The 20,624-nt window shown below is 57.1% G+C and carries 16 protein-coding genes; 11 read left to right on the forward strand and 5 right to left on the reverse strand.

The window, feature by feature from the left end:
* Positions 1-131 precede the first annotated feature (131 nt).
* Positions 132-1,760: a long-chain-fatty-acid--CoA ligase gene (locus ACK6D9_RS03290; RefSeq protein ID WP_412050614.1), complete on the reverse strand. Its 1,629-nt coding sequence runs from the start codon at positions 1,758-1,760 to the stop codon at positions 132-134.
* 194 nt (positions 1,761-1,954) lie between these two features.
* Here ACK6D9_RS03290 and ACK6D9_RS03295 point away from each other — a divergent pair, with 194 nt between their 5' ends.
* Positions 1,955-2,968: an AraC family transcriptional regulator ligand-binding domain-containing protein gene (locus tag ACK6D9_RS03295; RefSeq protein ID WP_412050615.1), complete on the forward strand. Its 1,014-nt coding sequence runs from the start codon at positions 1,955-1,957 to the stop codon at positions 2,966-2,968.
* A gap of 205 nt (positions 2,969-3,173) precedes the next feature.
* On the opposite strand, the gene ACK6D9_RS03300 is transcribed toward ACK6D9_RS03295, so the two are convergent.
* The gene (locus tag ACK6D9_RS03300; RefSeq protein WP_412050616.1) at positions 3,174-3,803 is read right to left on the reverse strand and encodes a TetR/AcrR family transcriptional regulator; all 630 of its coding nucleotides are present in this window, start codon (positions 3,801-3,803) and stop codon (positions 3,174-3,176) included.
* 148 nt (positions 3,804-3,951) lie between these two features.
* On the opposite strand from ACK6D9_RS03300, the gene ACK6D9_RS03305 reads away from it, so the two are divergent.
* From ACK6D9_RS03305 to ACK6D9_RS03325, 5 genes are read left to right on the forward strand one after another with little or no spacing between them, the layout of a single operon-like run.
* A complete protein-coding gene (locus ACK6D9_RS03305) occupies positions 3,952-5,073 on the forward strand; it encodes a thiolase family protein (protein ID WP_412050617.1) in 1,122 nt (373 codons plus the stop codon).
* Positions 5,070-7,370 (forward strand): 3-hydroxyacyl-CoA dehydrogenase/enoyl-CoA hydratase family protein, encoded by a 2,301-nt coding sequence (locus ACK6D9_RS03310; RefSeq protein WP_412050618.1) that lies wholly within the window; start codon positions 5,070-5,072, stop codon positions 7,368-7,370. The genes ACK6D9_RS03305 and ACK6D9_RS03310 overlap by 4 nt, the downstream gene beginning before the upstream one ends.
* Positions 7,371-7,387: 17 nt before the next feature.
* On the forward strand, positions 7,388-9,145 hold the full coding sequence (locus ACK6D9_RS03315) for an acyl-CoA dehydrogenase C-terminal domain-containing protein (protein ID WP_412050619.1): 1,758 nt from the start codon (positions 7,388-7,390) through the stop codon (positions 9,143-9,145).
* Positions 9,146-9,197: 52 nt separating this feature from the next.
* Entirely contained in the window at positions 9,198-9,650 is a 453-nt protein-coding gene (locus ACK6D9_RS03320; protein WP_412050620.1) for an OsmC family protein, read from the forward strand.
* A gap of 4 nt (positions 9,651-9,654) precedes the next feature.
* Complete coding sequence (locus ACK6D9_RS03325) at positions 9,655-10,446, forward strand: enoyl-CoA hydratase (RefSeq protein WP_412050621.1); 792 nt, start codon at positions 9,655-9,657, stop codon at positions 10,444-10,446.
* Positions 10,447-10,655: 209 nt separating this feature from the next.
* Here the strand turns inward: ACK6D9_RS03325 and ACK6D9_RS03330 are convergent, their stop codons facing one another.
* The gene (locus ACK6D9_RS03330) at positions 10,656-11,558 is read right to left on the reverse strand and encodes a LysR family transcriptional regulator (protein WP_412051723.1); all 903 of its coding nucleotides are present in this window, start codon (positions 11,556-11,558) and stop codon (positions 10,656-10,658) included.
* A 121-nt stretch (positions 11,559-11,679) separates the two neighbouring features.
* Here ACK6D9_RS03330 and ACK6D9_RS03335 point away from each other — a divergent pair, with 121 nt between their 5' ends.
* Positions 11,680-12,297, forward strand: coding sequence for a glutathione S-transferase family protein (locus ACK6D9_RS03335; RefSeq protein ID WP_412050622.1), 618 nt, complete (start codon positions 11,680-11,682; stop codon positions 12,295-12,297).
* A gap of 76 nt (positions 12,298-12,373) precedes the next feature.
* Complete coding sequence (locus ACK6D9_RS03340; RefSeq protein ID WP_412050623.1) at positions 12,374-14,392, forward strand: pyridoxamine 5'-phosphate oxidase family protein; 2,019 nt, start codon at positions 12,374-12,376, stop codon at positions 14,390-14,392.
* Between the two features lie 169 nt (positions 14,393-14,561).
* On the opposite strand, the gene ACK6D9_RS03345 is transcribed toward ACK6D9_RS03340, so the two are convergent.
* Positions 14,562-15,554, reverse strand: a complete 993-nt coding sequence (locus ACK6D9_RS03345) for an AraC family transcriptional regulator (protein ID WP_412050624.1) — start codon at positions 15,552-15,554, stop codon at positions 14,562-14,564.
* 400 nt (positions 15,555-15,954) lie between these two features.
* Here ACK6D9_RS03345 and ACK6D9_RS03350 point away from each other — a divergent pair, with 400 nt between their 5' ends.
* The 3 genes from ACK6D9_RS03350 to ACK6D9_RS03360 all read left to right on the forward strand — a co-directional run bounded on the left by ACK6D9_RS03350 (position 15,955) and on the right by ACK6D9_RS03360 (position 19,635).
* Positions 15,955-16,734, forward strand: coding sequence for a crotonase/enoyl-CoA hydratase family protein (locus ACK6D9_RS03350; protein WP_412051724.1), 780 nt, complete (start codon positions 15,955-15,957; stop codon positions 16,732-16,734).
* 46 nt (positions 16,735-16,780) lie between these two features.
* The gene (locus ACK6D9_RS03355; RefSeq protein ID WP_412050625.1) at positions 16,781-19,126 is read left to right on the forward strand and encodes a molybdopterin guanine dinucleotide-containing S/N-oxide reductase; all 2,346 of its coding nucleotides are present in this window, start codon (positions 16,781-16,783) and stop codon (positions 19,124-19,126) included.
* Positions 19,127-19,350: 224 nt separating this feature from the next.
* Positions 19,351-19,635, forward strand: coding sequence for a hypothetical protein (locus tag ACK6D9_RS03360; RefSeq protein WP_412050626.1), 285 nt, complete (start codon positions 19,351-19,353; stop codon positions 19,633-19,635).
* On the opposite strand, the gene ACK6D9_RS03365 is transcribed toward ACK6D9_RS03360, so the two are convergent.
* A complete protein-coding gene (locus ACK6D9_RS03365; protein ID WP_412050627.1) occupies positions 19,599-20,465 on the reverse strand; it encodes an SPL family radical SAM protein in 867 nt (288 codons plus the stop codon). The two genes, ACK6D9_RS03360 and ACK6D9_RS03365, sit on opposite strands and share 37 nt — an antisense overlap.
* Between the last annotated feature and the right edge of the window lie 159 nt (positions 20,466-20,624).

The following is a 20,624-nucleotide window of genomic DNA, read 5'->3' on the forward strand; positions in this document are numbered from 1 at the left end:
CCCCCAGCTCTATATTTGGCGGACAACATCCGGGCCCTTGAGCTGTGAATATCATACCCGTGCGGCGTCCATCATTCCCAATCGCCGGAGCGATCAGCAATGCCCAATCTTAAATGCAGCTCCTCCCGGCCTCATGCCGTGGGCAGCCGGTAATCCTTAAATTGGTCGCGCAACGTTGTCTTTTGAATCTTTCCGGTTGCCGTGTGTGGGATTTCATCGACGAACACCAAATCATCAGGTAACCACCACTTCGGAATCTTATCTTCCATGAAGGTGATCAAATCCTCTTTCTTTGGCGATTTGCCATGCTTGGGAACGACTATAAGGAGTGGGCGCTCGTCCCATTTCGGATGGTAGACGCCTATTGCTGCTGCCTCCGCCACATCGGGATGACCGATCAAGAGGTTCTCCAGTTCAATGGTCGAAATCCACTCACCGCCCGACTTAATAACGTCTTTGGCGCGGTCAGTGATGGCCATATAGCCGTTCTTGTCGATATGAGCGACATCGCCGGTATCAAACCAATCCTCGGCGTCGAAATTCTCCTGACCGACGCCACCGAAGTAGCTGGCAGCCACAGCAGGGCCACGAACTTTGAGCCGCCCGAAGGTCTTGCCGTCCCAGGGGAGGGCTTTATTCTCGTCGTCGGTTACCTTCATCTCGACACCGAAGGGTGTAAAGCCTTGCTTCTGCCGCAGATCGAACAGCGCATCGCCGGTGAGGCCGGCTGTCTCTGGCTTCAACTTGCAATATGTGCCTACGGGGCTCATTTCGGTCATACCCCAGCCGTGGATGACCTCGACATCGTAGACGCGGCTGAACTTTTCCATCATGGCGCGCGGACAGGCCGCGCCACCGATGACCACCCTTTTGAGGTGGGGCAACATCTTGCCGGTTCCTTCAAGATGCTGAAGCAGCATCATCCATACGGTCGGTACGGCCGCCGAGAAGGTTACCTTTTCCGTGTCCAGCAAATCGTAGACCGAGGCCCCATCCATCTTGCCACCCGGCATGACCAATGTGGCACCGGTCATGGGCGCCGATTGTGCAATACCCCAGGCATTGGCATGGAACATGGGCACGATGGGCAGCACGACATCAAGTGCCGAAAGGGCCATCGAATCTGGCAAGCTGGCGATCAGGGCATGAAGTACGTTGGAACGATGCGAGTAAACAACGCCTTTGGGGTTGCCGGTCGTACCAGAGGTGTAGCACATGCCACAGGCAGCGTTCTCATCCAGAGCCTTCCATACAAAGTCGCCGTCCGCCTCTGACAGCCATTCTTCATAGGCAACCAAATTGGTCAGCGTCGACGGAGGGAGGTTCTGACGATCCGTCAGTACAACCACCTTTCTCAGGGTGGGCACTTGCGCGGCAATCTCTTCCAACAAGGGCACAAAGGTCAGGTCGACGAAGATCGCACAATCCTCGGCGTCGTTCATGATCCAGGCAATCTGCTCCGGTGACAGGCGCGGATTGAGGGTATGATAGACTGCGCCTATGCCCATGATGCCATACCATGCTTCAAGATGTCGGCCGGTATTCCAGGCAAGTGTCGCGATCCGGTCTCCTGCGCAAAACCCCTCGCGCTCAAGAAGTTGCGCTACTTTGCGCGCGCGCAGATTTGCCTCGGCGTAGGTCTGGCGCGCGATCGGTCCCTCCACCATGCGCGACACGATCTCCCGATTAGGGTGCTGCGTCGCGGCATGGTCGAGTATCTTATGGTTTAGCAATGGCCATTGCTGCATCAGTCCAAGCATGGATTCTCCTCCGATTCTCTGTATCGGCTAGGTTTTGCAAATTTCATTTGCTTGCCTCAGTTGCCGATCCCGCCATGTGGGAAGGTAATCCCAAATTGGGAATTTGATGCAATGTAGTTCCCTGCTTTGAGGAGTCTATTGCCAACGACGCCCAATATATTGCATGATCCGCCAATCTGGCGTATGGATCTGCCATGCTACCCAACAGCCTCACGGTTCCTGCCTCGTTCGCGCACAACTTACTGGTCGGCGCGCGAAAGGTGCTTGAGCCGCTGGAGGTGGAAAACCTGCTCCAAACGGCGGGACTCACGCAGACTGTTATTGAACGGCAAGGGGTTCGCGTCACGCGGGAGCAGTTTGTTCGCCTCTACAAAGCTGTTGTTTTTGCAACCGATGACGAAATGCTTGGGTTGTGGTCGCGCCCGCTGAGGGCAGGGACATTCAAGTATCTCGGCCAGATCTTGCTTGACGCGCCCTCGGCGTTCATAGCGATGTATAGGTTCAGCAGGTACTGGAGCATTCTTCTGGACGACTACAAGCTGGAATTCTCCTGCAATCAGGGCATTGTAAGGCTAGCGTTGGTGCCTCTGACTCAAGGCATCAAACCGATCGCTTCCGGCCATGAGTTAATGATCAAGTTGATATATGGCATAGCATCATGGCTAATTGGCCGAAGGTTGGAAATCATCCGCGTCGGCTTCGGCTTTGGGCGCCCTGCGCGGTTTTCCGAGCATGCGGAGCTCTTTCCAGACGCTGTAGAATTTGATCAAGATGCGACCTTCGTTTGTTTCGACGAGCAATCCCTCCGGCAACAATTTCATCGCACAAAGAGGGAACTTCTTGAGTTTGTGAGACGAGCACCAAACGACTGGATATTCGTTACGTTCGATCATGGGGTTGCGACCTCCCGAGTTCGTGCCTTCCTATCCGGCAAGGAAGCGTCCGATCAGAAACTCCTGTCGGCTGCGAGTGCCCTTGGAATGTCGGATCGAACTCTGTCGCGCAGACTTGCACTTGAGGGTACTGGTTTCCAAAAAATCCGCGACGAAATTCGACGCGACAGGGCTGTTCACGCACTGGTCAATACCAGCGATTCAATTGACGCGATTGCAACGGCGGTCGGATTCGAGAATACGCAGGCCTTCTACCGGGCTTTTCATGCGTGGACTGGCGGTACGCCCGGCTCCTTCAGGCGCCGTCTCCAATAGGCCGGTGGCAGAGCAGGCTTGCTAGAAGACGGATAGAACCCTAAAGGCGGGACGATCGACATCAACTGGGCGAAATGTGTCCAACCAAAGCCCCAATCACCGGTGGGCAGACGAACTGAATCTGATCGAAGATTTAACGCCAGCATCTCCGCTGGGAGAGCCTCGCCGCCGACTTGGTTCCCGATGCGGCTAGTGCCAGTCCCCCTTAGCCATTTCCGCCGCTACGGAAAATTGTGACTATCTGAATCGCAATCTCCGCCGGGCTCATATCTCCCTTTCGATACCAACTGCCGACATTGTTCAAAAGCGTCAAAAGCAACAGCCGGTACATATCGCGATCAATCATTGGGGGGAGCGGCAAATCGGCGATCAGGTTCCGAAAGATTAGCTCGAACTCGTCTCGGCGGACTATCAGTCTTTGTCGGATCTCAGGTGGAACGGAGTTGAAATCGTTCATAAGCGGCATGGTCAAAGAGTGGGGATCGAGCCGGATTTCAAGCATTGTCACACACGCCGCCTCGAGCCTTTCCCATGGGCTGCCTTTTTTCGCAATGGCTGCAAGTATTTTGTCTTCCGACGCCTTTAGCGCCATTTCATGCACCTGGACAAACAGTGCGTCCTTCGATTTTATATAGTGATAAAGCGACCCTCCCAGCAATCCGACCTTAGAGCCGATGTCACGAACCGACGTAGCGGCATAGCCGCGTTCGGCAAACAACGACGCAGCTACCTCGATGATCTCCAAATGCCGCTCGCTGATATCGAGGCGATCGCGGGGGGCTGTCAATTGAGCTCGCATCAATCGGCCACCCCCGGTGTTTTCATTGTGTTTCATCGTCTCTCTGTCGGCTTCATTGGGACCACTCGGTCGAAGCCATACAGCTAATCGCTACCTGTAGCAAAAGGCTAGCGGAAAAAACCCTTGCGACTGTAACAATCGTTTGGTACATGGCTCACCATATTATTCAGAGGGGTGATCGTTCATGGCCGCAGCATACATAGTCAACTATCTCCGCACTCCCTTTGCTCCCGCTTATCGCGGAGCGCTGGCTTCGGTACGTCCGGACGACCTGGCAGCGAGCGTCATTCGCGACCTCGTTGCGGTTTCGGGTATTGATCCTGCAGAGATCGAGGATGTTATACTGGGATGCGCATTTCCTGAAGGCGAGCAGGGCCTCAATATCGCCCGCTGCGCCGCATTGACCGCCGGTCTGCCGCAATCCGTCGGGGGATCCACGGTCAACCGTTGGTGTGGATCTTCGCTGCAAGCGGTCCAGATGGCCGCCGGTGCGATCGCCATGGGGGCCGGAGACGCCTTCATCGCCGGGGGGATTGAATGCATGAGCCGAGTTCCGATCATGGGTTTCAATACGCTCCCCAATCCCAGCTGGTCGGGTGAGCAGCGGCTGGCTTTTCTCAACATGGGCCTGACGGCGGAAAACCTTGCAGACCGCTATCATATCTCGCGCGATGCGCAGGATGCCTATGCCCTGGAAAGCCAGAAGAAAGCCCTGGCCGCCCGCGCCGACGGGCGTCTGGCCGCCGAAATCACGCCCTTTGGCGAGGTCGCGCAGGACGGATGCCCGCGCGAAACGGATTCAGAAAAACTTGGCGGGCTGAAAACCGTTTTCAAAGCCAATGGATCGGTCACGGCAGGCAATTCTTCGCCGCTGACCGATGGCGCGTCTGCCCTGCTCGTCTGTTCCGAGGATTTCGTCAAACGGCACGGTCTTAAGCCGCTGGCCCGCGTGTCGGGATATGCGGTTTCGGGCTGCGCCCCGGAGATCATGGGGATCGGCCCCGTCGAGGCGAGCCGCAAGGCGCTGAAACGGGCCGGGATTGCCTTGAAGAATCTTGACGCAATCGAAATGAACGAGGCTTTCGCAGCTCAGGTTCTTTCTTGCTGCCAAGAGCTTGGGATCGATCCTGCCAAACTAAATAGGGACGGTGGCGCAATCGCGCTTGGCCACCCGCTTGGTGCCACCGGTGGTCGTCTGGTCGGCAAGGTGTCGAGCGTGCTGAAGCAGGATGGCGGGCGCTACGGTCTTGCGACCCAGTGCATCGGCGGCGGACAGGGGATCGCCATGGTTCTGGAGGCTGCATGATGGCCGGGATTACCAACGCTGCCGTCATCGGCGCCGGCGTGATGGGGGCGGGTATCGCGGCCCATCTTGCCAATGCCGGCATCAATGTCGTTCTGCTCGACATTGAAAGAAAATATGCCGATGCGGGTGTGGCCCGGCAACTCAAGGCCAACGGGTTCATGGATCCCGCCTTTGCGGATCGCATCAAGACCGGATCGACCAGTGATGACCTTGCGCTTGCTGCCGATGCCGACTGGATTATCGAGGCTGTCGCAGAACGGCTGGACGTGAAGCAAGCGCTCTATTTTGCCCTGGACGGCGTGCGAAGGCCGGGTTCAATCGTGTCTTCCAATACCTCGACCATCCGGCTTGCGACGCTGCTCGAAGGCATGTCCGAGCGTTTTGCGCAAGATTTCTTGATCACGCATTTCTTCAACCCACCGCGCATCATGCCGCTTTTCGAGCTTGTTGCAGGCCCGAAGACCCGACCGGATGCCGCGCAAACCATCCACGATTTCGCGGATCGCGGCCTTGGCAAAACGGTGGTTGTCTGCAAGGACACACCCGGTTTCATCGGCAATCGGGTCGGCAACTACTGGATGCTGGTTGCCCAAAATGAGGCAATCCAGCTCGGCCTGGCTATAGAAGAGGCCGACGCTGTCATCAGCAAGCCATTCGGGATACCGGGCACCGGAATTTTCGGGCTGCTTGATCTTGTCGGCATCGACCTGTTGCCGACAGCCCTGCGTAGCCTGCAAAACGCGCTGCCACAAACCGATGCGCTGCAAGCCTATGACGCGGAACCAGCGCTGATCGCCCGCATGACCGCCGAAAACCGCACCGGACGCAAAAGCGGTGCGGGGTTTGTGCGTCTTGCTGCTGATCGCAAGAGCCGTGAGGTCACCGACCTTGTTACCGGCGACTACCGCCCGATGAAGTCCGTCCAGTCCGAAAGTCTGGATGCGACAAAAGGCGATGTCCAGGCACTGATGGAACATGCCGGTTCGGGTGGCCGCTATGCCTCGGTTGTGATGGAAAAAACACTTGCCTACGCGGTATCGCTTGTGCCCGAGATCGCGGATACGCCCGATGCGGTGGACGCTGCCATGTGCACGGGCTACGGCTGGAAACAGGGGCCCTTCGCCCTGATCGATAGTTTGGGCGCCGGCTGGCTGGCAGATCGCCTGACAGCGCGGGGGTTGCAAGTGCCGAATTACCTTAATCTCGCCGTGCAGAAGGGCGGCTTTTATAGCGTCATAGAGGGCAAGCGTTGCTGTCTCTTGCCTGACGGCTCGCTCTGTCCGATCAGCCGGGCGGAAGGGATTATCAGCCTTGCCGATCACTCGCTTGCGGCGGGGCCTGTTGCCGACTACGGCGCCGCCGCATTGTGGGACGTGGGCGATGGCGTGGCCTGCCTCGAATTCCGTACAAAGTTGAACACATTCTCCCTGGAGCTGCTCGACGCCATCGACAGTGCCCTCGTCGACGTGGGTAAAGGTTTTCAGGCGCTGGTGATCGGCTCCGACCGGCCCTACTTCAGCGCCGGTGCCAACCTGCAACTTATTGTGGACACCATGGCACAGGGCGGTGCTAAGGCCCTTGGCGCTTTTGTGGAACGGGGTCAGCAGACTTTCAAAGCAATCAAATACGCGCCTTTCCCGGTGGTAGGCGCACCAGCAGGTCTTGCGGTCGGTGGTGGATGCGAGATCCTTTTGCATTGCGATGCCATTCAAGCTCATGCGGAACTTTCCATCGGCCTGGTCGAAGCAAAGGTAGGCCTTTTGCCCGGCTGGGGCGGCTGTAAGGAAATGTTGCGGCGGCTTTATTCGCTGAAAGGCACAGTTCGCGGCCCCATGGCCCCGGCCATGTCTGCTTTCAATCTCATTGCCCGGGGCACGGTTTCAAAAAGTGCATTCGAGGCACGCAGTTCCGGGTTCCTCGCCCCCTCCGACGGCATTACGATGAACCGTGATCGCCTGATCGCCGATGCAAAGCGCAAGGCGCTGGAGCTGGTGCATGGCTATACCGCCCCGGAACAGCCCGAGATCGCGCTTGTAGGGCCGTCCGGTTCAGCGGCGATGCGCGGCACCCTTGAGGGCGAAGTAATTGCCGGGCGGGCGACCGCCCATAATCAGCGGATTGGCGAGGCGCTGATCGAAGTGCTGACCGGAGGACCGGACGCAGACCCGCTGAAACCTCTCAGCGAAGACGATATCATGGCGCTCGAAAAGAAAGCTTTCCTGACCCTTGCCGAAATGCCCGAAACGATCGCACGCGTAAAACACATACTCGCAACCGGGAAACCCTTGCAGAACTGACAATAAGGAAATGACCAATGGCCGCATATGTTGCACCAACCACTGATATTGCCTTTTTGCTCAAGGAGGTTTTCGATTTCGATGGCCTGACGCAGACGCTTCCGGGCTATGAGGATATGGACTCCGACCTTGCCGTTTCCGTGCTGGAGGAGGCGGGAAAATTCTGCGCCGAAGTGCTGGAACCTCTGAACCGCTCGGGCGACGAAGAGGGCAGCACGCTCAAAGATGGGGTCGTCTCCACCCCAAAGGGATTCGCAGAAGCCTACAAGGCATTCGTCGAGGCTGGCTGGGGCGGCCTGTCGGGCGATACGGAATTTGGCGGCCAGGGTTTGCCGAGCGCCATACAGCTCCTGTTCGACGAGATGGTGACCTCGACGAACATGGCCTTCGGTCTGTTTTCCGGGCTGACACATGGCGCGGTCGAAGCCATCAATCACCACGCCAGTCAGGAGCTCAAAGAGCGGTACCTGCCAAAAATGATTTCCGGCGAATGGACCGGTGCCATGGCCCTGACAGAGCCGTCAGCCGGGACAGATCTGGGTCTGCTGACCACGCGGGCCGTGCCGCTTGGTGATGGCAGCTTCCGGATCAACGGGACCAAGATCTTCATCTCCTCCGGCGATCAGGATGTCAGCGACAACATCGTTCACCTGGTGCTGGCACGTTTGCCGGACGCGCCGAAGGGCGTGAAAGGGATCAGCCTGTTTCTTGCACCAAAATATCTGGTGAACGAGGACGGCAGCCTTGGCGCGCGTAACGGCATGTCGGTCGGCAGCCTGGAACACAAGATGGGTATCCGCGCACAGCCGACCTGCATGATGAACTATGATGGCGCCACTGCGTGGATGGTCGGCGAACCGGGTCGCGGCCTGAATGCCATGTTCACTATGATGAATAACGAGCGCCTTTTCGTCGGCATCCAGGGGCTTGGAATTGCCGAGGCGGCGAACCAGAAAGCAACGTCATATGCGCTGGAGCGTCTGCAAGGCCGCGGCATCGATGGTGCACCCGGTCCGGTGCCAATCATTCAGCATCCCGATGTTCGCAAGATGCTTTTGACCGGCCGCAGCTTTATCGATGCAGCACGCGCGCTGGGGATATGGACGGCATTTCAGATGGATATCGCCTCCCATCATCCCGATCCAGAAGAGCGTAAGCGCGCGGATGGTTTCGTCGCATTACTCACACCCGTGGTGAAGGCAGCATTCACCGATGGTGGCTTGGAAACTGCCATTTCCTCGCAAATGGTCTTTGGGGGCCATGGCTACATCCGCGAATGGGGCATGGAGCAATATGTGCGTGATGTTCGCATCACGCAGATATACGAAGGCACAAATGGTGTGCAGGCAATGGATCTGGTCGGTCGCAAGCTGCCCATGGAAAACGGGCAACTGACAGCACGGTTTATCGCGCTGTTAAGGCAAGACCTTCAGGACGCTCTGTCGTCACCCGCCGCAGAACATGTCGCAAAAGCCACCGGCAAAGCACTTGACCAGCTTGAGCGGGCGACAGCCCAGCTTATGGCCAATCAATCCGATCAATCTGCCGCAGGCGTCGCCGCAACCGACTATCTGCGCCTCTTTGGGCTGACTGCATCGGGCTGGATGTGGACCAAGATGGCAGCTAAGGCACCGCCTGACACGCCGCTTGGAAAGCGCAAGCTGGCTTGCGCCGACTTCTACGCTGACCGCATACTTCCGCAGGCCGCAGCTCTGGAAGTCGCAATCGCCGCTGGCAGCGCATCAACGATGGCACTGCATAAAGAGCTTTTTTGAACCGCCTTCATGCAAGTGACGATGCTCAGAAACATCAATCAAGGAAATGCGTATGTCCACTCATAACTCGACCCTTTCCTGGGAACGCGCGTCTCATCCGGACGATCCCACAACCTACAACCGGAACCATATTGCAACGCTGGCCGGAGGCCAGCAGTTGCAGGTCTCGGCTTCGCAGGAATTCAAGGGCGACAAGAATGCAGCAGATCCCGAACAGATGGTTGTCAGCGCGGTGTCGAGCTGTCACATGCTGTTCTTTCTTGCCATCGCCGAAAGCCAGGGTTTCAAGGTAAGCACCTATAAGGACAGCGCGGTCGGTCACCTGGAAAAAGGCCCCGCCGGCCGGCCTGTGATCACCCGGATTGAACTGTCGCCCACAATCGCATTCGAAGGTGACAAACTCCCGGACGCAGCGGCGATCAGCCGGCTTCACGCGGGCGCGCACAAGAATTGCTTCATTGGCAATTCGCTCACTGCCGAAGTCGTTATCAACGAAGAAAGCTGAGGCCATGACCGGACAATCGACCGATGCCCCCCTTGTCAGCCACAAACGCGACGGTGGCCGCGTTGATCTTTGTCTTAATCGTCCCGCTCAGTTCAACGCTCTGTCCGAGGAAATGCTCTCTGCTTTGAAGGCAGAGCTTGATCTGATCGCGCGGGATTCATCGGTGCGTTGTGTCGTCTTGTCAGCGGCTGGCAAGGCATTCTGCGCCGGTCATGACTTGCGGCAGATGCGGGCTTCGCCTTGCCTTGATTATTACCGGGACCTTTTTGCGCGCTGCACCGAGGTCATGCAGGCCATCGTTGCGTTGCCGGTTCCGGTTATTGCCCGCGTCCACGGCGTCGCCACCGCTGCGGGCTGTCAGCTTGTTGCCAGCTGCGATCTTGCCGTGGCGTCGGATGAGGCCCGCTTTGCGGTTTCCGGTATTAACGTCGGGTTGTTCTGTTCAACCCCGGCGGTAGCCCTGTCGCGCAATGTTTCAACCAAGAGAGCTTTCGAGATGCTGGTGACTGCCCGCTTCATCGATGCAGCGATCGCCGAAGATTGGGGCTTGATAAATAAGGCCATTCCCGCCGCCGAGCTTGACGCGACGGTCGAGAACATGGTGAACGTGATAATGGCAAAAAGCCCGGCTGCGATGCGCCACGGCAAGGCTATGTTCTATGCTCAGCGCGAGCAAACTCGTGCCGAAGCTTATGCTTTGGCTGCTGAGGTCATGGCGCAGAATATGATGGAGGACGATGCCGGGGAGGGCATCGATGCATTCCTTGAAAAACGCCCCGCGGTGTGGAGCGCTTAGTCGAGCTTCTTTACTTGCTGAGACGTCGCGCCGCCTGGACGGCTCTTATGGTGCCCAACAATTATGTCCAGTTAGACATCCAAGCATCCAATTGAGCACCCCGAGTTCCAAGGATCTGAAAAGCCTGACCGGCGCTGTATTCCTTATGAGATTGGCGCGCGCTAAATAGTCCACGCCCTCGCATGCTTCCATCCGAGATCCAACCACCTTTATCTGCCATGCAATGCCGAGTTGGAGCGGAGGGCTTCGACTGCAAAGTCCACGAAGGCGCGAGTTTTCGCTGAAACTCGCCGCCCTTCAGGATGTATGACATGGATGGGCAAGGTCTCATCCTCGAATTCATCCAGCACCGTCATCAGCAATGAATCTGCAACCGGTTTGGCGATTTGATAGGAAAGCACTCGCGTCAGCCCCCAACCATTCAACGCAGCCGAAATGGATGCATCCACTGTATTGCAGTGCAGGCGCGGATGGAGCCCAACGGCTGATTTGCCGCCTTGGCCGAACCGCCAGTCGACCGGCGCCGACGAGTTTGTAGTGGCGATGATCGTATGATTGGCGAGATCGCCTGGCGTCTTCGGTATGCCGTGGCTCGCAAAGTAGGAAGGCGCGCCACAAATCACCTGACGCACCGCGCCGACCTTGATGGCATTGTAGCTGGAATGGGGCAGGTGGCCGATTCGGACGGCAACGTCGATGCCCTCTTCGATCAAGTTGACGATACGGTCGAACAACAATACCTGACCAACAACGGACTGATGCTGGCCAAGAAAATCTGTCACAATTGGCATGACATGATACTGCCCGAATAGTACGGGTGCTGTAACTGTCAGGATGCCGGATGGTGTAGCATGAGAACCGCTCGCTGCGGCGTCCGCCTCCTCGATCTCGGCGAGGATGCGGCGGCAGTCTTCGACATAGAGACGACCGGGGCCAGTCAATTTTGTCGAGCGGGTAGAACGCACAAACAACCGTGCGCCGACTGCGGTTTCCAGAAATGCGACCGCCCGTGTCACAGAAGGAGGGCTCATGTGCAACTGCCGAGCGGCCTCTGCAAAGCTCTCCAACTCCGCCACCTTGATTAGAACCCTCATACATTGTAGTCGATCCATAATACCCCTAATAGACGAAATTATTTCAGAGCTAGGAATAGTTTGTTGCCATTTATAGCACTTCAATACCAGAATGGGAACAAATACCATAAGAGTAGCCTGCAATCTGGAACCGTCGATCATGAAACTTTTCTATTTTCCCCTCTCCGGCCATGCACATCGTGCGCGGTTGTTCATCTCGCTGCTAGGAGTCGAAGCTGACATCGTTGAACTCGATCTCGCCGGAGGCGAGCATAAGAGACCTGAATTCCTGGCGCTTAATCCTTTCGGACAAGTCCCGGTGCTAGAGGACGATGGAGCAGTCATCACCGACTCCACTGCAGTCCTCGTCTACCTTGCTAAGAAGTATGCCGACAAAAGCTGGCTACCGGAGGATGCGATCGGGGCCGCCAACGTGCAGCGCTGGCTTTCGGTTGCGTCGGGCGAGATCGCTTACGGCCCTTGTGCGGCTCGTCTTGCTACCCTGTTCGGCGCGCCGTTCAACACCGAAGAAGTCATTGCCCGAGCCCACAATATTCTGAGATTGATTGATGCGGAGCTGGCAGAACGCGAGTGGATCGCGGCCTCCGGTCCGACGATCGCCGACGTCGCGCTCTACAGCTATGTTGCGCGGGCGCCGGAGGGCAATGTTGACCGCTTCCAATATGGCAATGTCACCGCTTGGCTTAAGCGGATCGAAGCGCTTCCCGGCTTCCATCCTTTCCAAAAGACGGCGATTGGTATCCCTGACGTGGCGTAGCTGGACGTGACCTGACCATTCTGGGAAATAGGAAATGCGACCAAATATGACACCGTGGCATTCTGGTGAAATCAGATTGCAGAAAATCGCCGGTGTCGAGGCACAGATGGCGGAAATTGGTCAAAGGGTGGTTCGTGATCACCTGATTGACCAACACCGCGAATTTTATCTGCAGCTTCCTTCTGTCACGATAGGGAGCGTCGATCCGGGCGGTGATGTTTGGGCAACTGTCCGAGTAGCTCGGCCAGGATTCCTGCACACCCCCGACGTCCATATGCTTAGGGTCGACCTTGACCGGGACCCGGCGGATCCTGCGGATGCGGGTTTGAACGATGGCGACGCCGTCGCCATCCTCGGCATCGAATTGCATACGCGTCGCCGCAACCGGTTGAACGGCACCATTCGTCGCTATTCGCCCCTTGGTTTTGATATTGCAGTTGGCCAGTCCTACGGCAACTGTGCGCAATACATCCAGCTGCGTGACGATCATCGCTTCGTTCGCGAGCCGACACTGAAAACGAACCAACCAACAAGGCAAATGAGGCGGCTCGACGCCGCGGCAAAGATGTTGATCGCGCAAGCCGATACCTTCTTTGTCGCCTCCTATGTCGAACGCATGATTGGTCAGCGCGAAGTGGATGTGTCGCACCGCGGCGGCAAGCGGAGCTTCGTGCGTATCGGCGAGGACGGGGTGCTGACTATCCCGGACTTCGCTGGCAATCGGTTTTTCAATACGCTCGGCAATATCCTCACCAATGGGAAGGCCGGGCTGGTCTTTATCGATTTCGACAATGGCAGCCTGTTGCAACTGACAGGCGATGCCGAGGTTATCCTCGACGCTCCGGAAATAAACGCTTTCCAGGGTGCAGAGCGATTTTGGCGCTTCACTCCGCGCCGGATCATACACCGACCCGATGCGCTGGCTCTGCGCTGGCATTTTCGGGAGAACGGATGGTCGCCCAATACGCTGATGACCGGCAGCTGGAGCGAGGTGGCAAATCGGCTTAAGCCTGCGATACACGCAACCAATTGGCGACCTTTTCGTATCACAAGGATTGTGCAAGAAAGCGCGGTCGTCCGATCATTCTATCTCGAACCGGCAGATGGCAACGGCCTCATTCAACAGCATGCCGGCCAGCACCTGCCAATCCGTCTGCAAGGCGCCGAAAGTCGGGCCATTCGCACTTACACGCTTTCGACTGCTCCGTCTGACGGCGTCTATCGCATCAGCGTAAAACGGGAAGGTCGAATTTCGAGTATTCTGCACAATTCGATCTGCGAAGGCGATATTATCGAAGCTCGAGCACCGTCGGGCAGCTTTACTATCGACACGGCAGAAACACGGCCAGCCGTCCTGCTTGCCGCCGGAATCGGGATTACACCGCTACTCGCGATGTTGCGAGATTTGCTCCACGAAGGACTTCGCAAGCGGCATTTTCGCCCGGCCTGGCTCGTTTATTCGTGTCATACCAAAGCGGACCGGGCATTTGATAGCGAAATCGAAAAGCTCGTCGCTGGTGCGCAGGGTGCGTTTCGACTTGTCCGCATTCTAGGCGATACCACAGATGCAATGCTCGGCGCAGACTACGAGATAGCCGGGCGGATCGATATGCGTTTGCTGAGTGAAATGCTGCCATTCAATGACTGTGACTTTTATCTATGTGGTCCCATCGGCTTCATGCAATCCATGTATGACGGGCTCACCAGCCTGAGTATCGGCGACGACCGTATCCACGCCGAAGCATTCGGCCCGGCGGCGCTGATACGAGAGCGGCACCGGACAGCAAAAGAGGTCGACTTCGCGGCGGCGGCGAGGACATCAATACCGGTTCGATTCCGGCGCTCGGACATAGAGACAACTTGGGAGCCTGGGGCCGGAACGCTGCTGGAACTCGCCGAAGCGAGCCACCTGTCGCCGGAATTCGGCTGCCGCGCAGGCAATTGCGGCACCTGCCGCACGAAGATCATCTCCGGCGCCGTGACGTACCTTATCGAGCCGACAGCTCTTCTGGAGGAAGATGAAGCCCTGATCTGCCGCGCGGTTCCGGCCGAAGTAGAACATGGCAAGCCATCCAAACTCGAGCTTGATCTTTAAGAAGCGCGACTTCACCTGTTGAGCCGGCCCTCGCTATAAGCCAAGGGCAAATTTTAGTCTTATTAGAGCCTCGACGGACCCGTCCTGAACAAAATTTTGCGCTGGCCCGCAAAGGTTTGCAGCGGCCCGAGAAGCCTGCGTTCTAGGGCAGAGTGGCCGAATACCAGGGTCAATTGTTCCTTGCGGATTCCTTGCGACGAACCGACGATGGCGTAACCCCAAATTCCCTCCGAAAGGAACGACTAAAATGGGCAAAGTCATTGAAGCCGCTTTGCATCGCTGCCTGACTCACATTCTTGACCTGATCATCTGAAATCAAGCGAAAAGCCAATGCGAGACGTTGTTTCCAAAACCATCGCATTGGAGTTGTGCCTTCGGCCGAAAATGCGCGAAAAATTGTTCTCATGGAGAGGCCGAGCTGCTGTGCCAGCGCTTGCAACTCAAAATCAGGATTATCGATGTTGTCGCGCAGAGAATTCTTGATCTTGTTTATCAAGTCTGCATCTAGCAAAGTCATATCAGAAGGTGTGAAAGCGGCCCCGACCAGGCTCGTTATGATTTCGATCAGCGAGCCTCCCAAACGCTGGCGCATGCCGTCATCAAGATCGTCATTCATATTGACCAAATCACGGATAGTATGCCCGATGATCGATCCCGACGGATTCCGCGCAGTTATGACCCGCGCGGTCATGGCGTCGATCTCGGGAACTCGCGAGACGAATTGCCGCCGCGCAATGCGAGCGACCACGAAATCGCTTTTATCGCGAACCTCCCATTCAAAAGGAGCCGCGGATGAATAGATCACGACATCCCCATTAGAGATATCTACACTCCTCTGACCTTGCATGAGGCGAGCGTTCGCACAATTTGCGACGGCTACGAAATAGTCGTCGTCGGGCATATGCCTTATAGACTGGCGATTACGTATGCTCCTCAACGCATCGCATTGATGGTACGCAATCGATGCCTGCCCCATCTTGATGCATTTGAGGCGCCCTTCGAATGTCTTTTCGGGTGTAGTTTGGAACGTGTCGGAGGGAGAGAGATATGTGGAGATTACATCTTGCCAGAAAACAAATCTATCCCGGCCCATGATGTGAGCAGTTGATAAATCGATAGCTTCTTTCGCTACTACATCTGATGACGGATGCACAATTTTCACCAAGCACTCCGAATATCCAAACTCTAAACGAGGAATAATCGTAGTACCATAACGGTCCTGGCCTTTCAATCAAGGACCCAACTGCTGTCCCGACGCGCCAGCGAGGCATTTCTGAGATGCGCTCCTGTCTGCCGTGAGCACTTCAAGCGCCGGGAAACTCTGACATCCGGCGACCTTAAGAACGGGACCGGATCAGATCTGCCAGAGCACAGGCCTCATGCGGGCGCCGATCATCAATGGCATTTGGCGGATAATGCAAAACGTTGGGCGTGGTTTGCAATAGATTCCCAGTCGGCCAGCTTATATATTCTCATTAGTGGTCGTAGTTGGCCTGACAATTTCTGGCAGGATCGGCTACTCCGACAGCCTGTAATGAACTGGTGGGATGAGCTTGGCCTTGATGGATTACAAATCACTTCAGATAGATATGGATGGCCCGGTCGTCGTAGTTACGCTGAGCAGATTGGGTCGGCGCAATGCGCTCGATGAAGCCACGGTCGAAGAAATCGGGCACTTTTTTCAGAACCCGCCGAAAGAGGCCAGGACCGCTGTTTTGCGCGGCGAGGGGCCGCATTTCTGCGCTGGACTCGATCTGGAGGAGCACGCCAGGCTGCAACGCACGCCGGTTCAATTCATGAGGATGTGCCAACGTTGGCACTGGGCCTTCGACCAGATACAGTTTGGTGGCCTGCCTGTGATTGGGGCGCTTCAGGGCGCCGTCGTGGGCGGCGGGTTGGAACTGGCGGCGGCCTGTCATACGCGGGTTGCGGATGTCTCCACCTTTTTCGCTCTGCCTGAAGGACAACGTGCGATCTTTACCGGCGGCGGAGCGACGGTTCGTGTCGGTCGGATCATCGGACCATCGAGAATGGTTGACATGATGCTGGCCGCCCGCACTTACGACGCAGCGCGAGGAATGGACTTAGGTCTTTGTCACGAGGTCGTGCCGGAAGGTCAAAGCTTCCAACGCGCAATGCGGATCGCTCAGGCTGCGGCGAAACACGCGCCTATGTCGAACTACGCTATCGTCACGGCGATAAGTCGCATCAACGACATGTCGACGACAGATGGATTATTTGCGGAAAGCCTGGTTGCGGGAATCGTGCAAAGCAGCCCTGAAGTGGCTGAGGGGCTGGAAATGTTCCTGCAAAAGCGGAGCAAGCGGATCGAGCCAACCTGATCCATTATGACAATTGACAGAAAAGCGCGCTTTCGAGAAGGTGAACATGTCCGATCCACGCACGGTCCCAGATGCTGAATTTCATCCGCATTCGTCCCATTGGGGTGTGTTTTCGGCCCGAATGAAGGATGGGCGCCTTGAAGTCCGCCCCTACGCACAAGACCCCGATCCCAATTCGTTGATCGATAATTTTCCGGATGCCCTTGGACACCGCGCTCGGGTTACCCATCCGATGGTTCGCCGCGGCTGGCTTGAGCGCGGACCGGGCCCCGACGAACTTCGGGGTCGTGACGAATTCGTGCAAGTGTCATGGGACGAAGCGCTGGATCTCCTCGGGCGTGAACTCATAAGGCTGCGTGATGACGTCGGGCCCGAAAGTATTTTTGGTGGATCCTATGGCTGGGCAAGCGCTGGCCGCTTCCACCACGCCCAGAGCCAGGTTCATCGCTTTCTCAACATGGCTGTCGGCGGCTACGTAAAGTCCGTTAACACCTATAGCGCCGGCGCTTCCGCTGTGATCGTTCCGCATGTGCTGGGAAACTTTGACCAGCTGTCTAGGCGCAATGTCACCTGGGACCAGATTGAACAGCTCACCGATATCGTAGTAGCATTCGGTGGCATGGCCTTGAAGAATAGCAGGGTCGCCGGTGGCGGCGTCAGTCGACATGTCGAGCGTGGCGCAATGCAACGCGCCCGGGCGCGCGGCACTGAATTTGTGCTCGTAAGTCCACTAGCTACTGATCTGCCGGAAGAGGCACAGGCAGACTGGATGAGCTGCATACCGGGAACGGACACGGCGCTGATGCTGGGGCTTGTTCACACTCTCGTGGAGGAGGGTCTGCACGACAAAGCCTTCCTCGACCGCTTCACGGTCGGCTGGCCGCAGTTCGAGGACTATTTGCTCGGACGGTCAGATGGTCAGCCGAAGGATGCCGAATGGGCTGCGTCGATTGCCGGCGTCGCGCCCGATGCCATCCGCGGGCTTGCACGTCGTTTGCACGGACGTCGCGCATTGATTGTTGTTTCACATTCGCTTCAGCGTGCTGAACATGGCGAACAACCGGTATGGATGGGCGCCGTGCTTGCCGCGGCACTTGGTCAGATCGGTTTGCCCGGCGGCGGTTACGCCTATTCGCTTGGATCCATTGCCTATTATGGCCGTCGCAAGAACGCAGTTCGAATCGCGACCATGCCGCAGGGAAAGAACGGGATAAAGGATTTCATTCCGGTCGCGCGCATCTCAGATATGCTGCTGAATCCAGGTGGTTCTTATCGCTACAATGGAGAGACACGGACCTATCCTGAAATCAAACTGGTCTACTGGGCAGGCGGCAACCCCTTTCACCATCATCAAGACCTTAACAGGTTGCGGCGGGCCTTCGCCAAGATTGATACGCTTGTCGTCCATGAGATCGCCTGGACAGCGACCGCACGCCACGCAGATATCGTATTGCCGACAACGATGACGTTGGAGCGTATGGATATCGGCGCGAGTTCACATGATCCGCTGCTGGTTCCCATGCATCAGATCGCTGATCCCCACGGCGAAGCCCGCGATGATTATGCAATCTTCAGCGATCTCGCAGAGCGGTTGGGCGCGCGCGATGCCTTCACGGAAGGGCGCGATGTTCGCCAATGGCTTGAGCACCTCTACGAACCCACGCGCGCAGGCATGATAGAACGCGGACTGCCTGCACCATCCTTCGATGAGTTCTGGTCGAGTGAAGGCTTTGAAATGCCCCAGAACGCTGACGATGGCGGCACTACTCGGGCTTTTCGCGATGATCCGGAGGCGAACCCGCTGGAAACGCCAAGCGGCAAAATCGAAATCTTCTCGGAGACGATCGCAAGCTTTGGCGATGCGGACTGTCCTGGCCATCCAACATGGCTCACCCCCACCGATGCGCCGACCCCGAGCGCACCGCTTCATCTGGTCGCCAACCAGCCCGCGACTCGGCTGCATAGCCAGCTCGACTTTGGCGCACATAGTGCAGCCGCAAAACATCGTGGCCGAGAGGTTGCCTGCATGCATCCGCAGGATGCAAAAGCGCGTGGAATTGCGGATGGGGACATCATCCGGTTGTTCAACACTCGCGGCGCGTGTCTTGCTGCCGTTCATCTGACTGAGGGCATCAGGTCAGGCGTAGTTCAGCTGCCGACGGGCGCTTGGTACGACCCGGAAAATGTCGAAGAGGACAACCCGCTATGCGTCCACGGTAATCCGAATGTACTGACCCGCGATATAGGAACCTCTGGATTGGCGCAGGGGTGCACGGGGCAGCTCACGACGATTGAGCTTGAGCTTTTTGCCGGCAACTTGCCGCCAATCAAGGCTTACGATCCCCCAGCCGCAAGAGTCCAGAAGATAGCGGACGCTGATGCCGCCCTATAGATCGGCGCTTAACGTCAAGAGCGACCGATTCATTATTCTCCTTAACCTCCATTGGTGATGGCGGAGAGGTTTGGCCGCAGGAAAGGGGTCGTTGCAGGCGACGGAAAAGCCGGTTGCTGACGACTTGGTCATAGATGAGAGTTTAGTGTCGTTGGGGATACGACAATCGAGCACACTAAAGCCGCCCTGTGCGTCGGTGAAGCGCTGGGCAGGGAGATGCAGATTTGCCCCATCTCGTGGCAAAAGCGCGGGTGATTCCCAAGCTCGTCCGCGCAGCCCTTGCCGCATTCGGCGCGACCGCAGCCGATGGCAAGGGCATTTTTTCGACTGCCATGGCGCACGCTCAGGCGCGATCCGCCAGCCTCAAATCTGGTATGGGGGCTTCGAAATACTGGAGCCGGGACCTGCCGGCGCTGATTGTCGGAATACGAGCAGGCAGAGAGCTGCTTGGGCGCCCCGAACACCACCGGCATTATATCCCGTGCTTGGCCTGGAACTCGTCATGGTAGATGACCTCTTCAAAGCGCAGCGTAAGGCCGTGCTTGACCATTAGTTTCGCCACGATTTCGTCGAGCGTCTGGCGGTGCTCCTTTGCGCGTGCTCGCACATAGGCTTCGCGGACCTGCGGCTCTTCCTCGGCAAGCACAAGGTTCATCCGCTCGCGGATATACTGCTTGAGGTTGATATGCTCGATATATACTTCGCGCACACCGACATCCACCAGCCGGCCGAACAACTGGTCCAGCAGATCCGGCCGCTCGGCAAAATGCGGCAGCAGCGGACCGACAAAGGCAAAAGTCGGTATCCCGGCCTCGTGCAGGGCCGCGAGCGCCTTGAGGCGATGGGAACTGCGCGGGGCCCGGACTTCGAGCCAGCGGCTGACATTGTCATCGGTTGTGGTCACGGTCATGCCGACATCTGCCCGCGGCAGGCGCGTCAGCAGGTCGATATCCCGCACGACAAGGGGGGACTTAGTGAGGATGCGTACGATGCCCGGGTAACGTTCCTCTGCAAGAACCGTGAGGATCCCGCGTGTCAGCAGGTATTTGCGCTCGGGTCCCTGATAGGGATCGGTGACGGAGCTGAGCAGAAAGGTGCCTTCGCGCTTGTCGGGAGACATACGCTTGAGTTCTTCGCGCACCAACTCGACGGCATTCTTTTTGACATAAACATAGTCACCCCAATCCTTGACGGTTTGCCCGACCGATCGCCCCATGAAGCTGGCGTAGCAATAGGCACAGCCGAAGATGCAGCCGGTATAGGGATTGGCGACATAGGAAATCGAGGGAATCTTCGATTTCTGAATGAGGCTCTTGGCTTCGTTTTCAACGATCTTCATTTTTGGACCTCATGCCGCAATTGGCGCCGCAACAACGAGGCAAAACTGTTATTGCCGCCTTTCCACGTTCGCAGTGATTATAGTTCTAGAACAGGTTTTCATCGACGGCTGACACATCCAGATCACCGAAAATGCGCTGATAGTCGGTCATGACAAGTT

The organism is Hoeflea sp. Naph1 (assembly GCF_046837775.1).
Lineage (GTDB): Bacteria > Pseudomonadota > Alphaproteobacteria > Rhizobiales > Rhizobiaceae > Hoeflea.

Coding starts and splice junctions, on each gene's coding strand:
- ACK6D9_RS03290 (WP_412050614.1), bottom strand. CDS start 1,760: ATGCTTGGACTGATGCAGCAATGGCCATTGCTAAACCATAAGATACTC.
- ACK6D9_RS03295 (WP_412050615.1), top strand. CDS start 1,955: ATGCTACCCAACAGCCTCACGGTTCCTGCCTCGTTCGCGCACAACTTA.
- ACK6D9_RS03300 (WP_412050616.1), bottom strand. CDS start 3,803: ATGAAACACAATGAAAACACCGGGGGTGGCCGATTGATGCGAGCTCAA.
- ACK6D9_RS03305 (WP_412050617.1), top strand. CDS start 3,952: ATGGCCGCAGCATACATAGTCAACTATCTCCGCACTCCCTTTGCTCCC.
- ACK6D9_RS03310 (WP_412050618.1), top strand. CDS start 5,070: ATGATGGCCGGGATTACCAACGCTGCCGTCATCGGCGCCGGCGTGATG.
- ACK6D9_RS03315 (WP_412050619.1), top strand. CDS start 7,388: ATGGCCGCATATGTTGCACCAACCACTGATATTGCCTTTTTGCTCAAG.
- ACK6D9_RS03320 (WP_412050620.1), top strand. CDS start 9,198: ATGTCCACTCATAACTCGACCCTTTCCTGGGAACGCGCGTCTCATCCG.
- ACK6D9_RS03325 (WP_412050621.1), top strand. CDS start 9,655: ATGACCGGACAATCGACCGATGCCCCCCTTGTCAGCCACAAACGCGAC.
- ACK6D9_RS03330 (WP_412051723.1), bottom strand. CDS start 11,558: ATGGATCGACTACAATGTATGAGGGTTCTAATCAAGGTGGCGGAGTTG.
- ACK6D9_RS03335 (WP_412050622.1), top strand. CDS start 11,680: ATGAAACTTTTCTATTTTCCCCTCTCCGGCCATGCACATCGTGCGCGG.
- ACK6D9_RS03350 (WP_412051724.1), top strand. CDS start 15,955: ATGGATTACAAATCACTTCAGATAGATATGGATGGCCCGGTCGTCGTA.
- ACK6D9_RS03355 (WP_412050625.1), top strand. CDS start 16,781: ATGTCCGATCCACGCACGGTCCCAGATGCTGAATTTCATCCGCATTCG.
- ACK6D9_RS03365 (WP_412050627.1), bottom strand. CDS start 20,465: ATGAAGATCGTTGAAAACGAAGCCAAGAGCCTCATTCAGAAATCGAAG.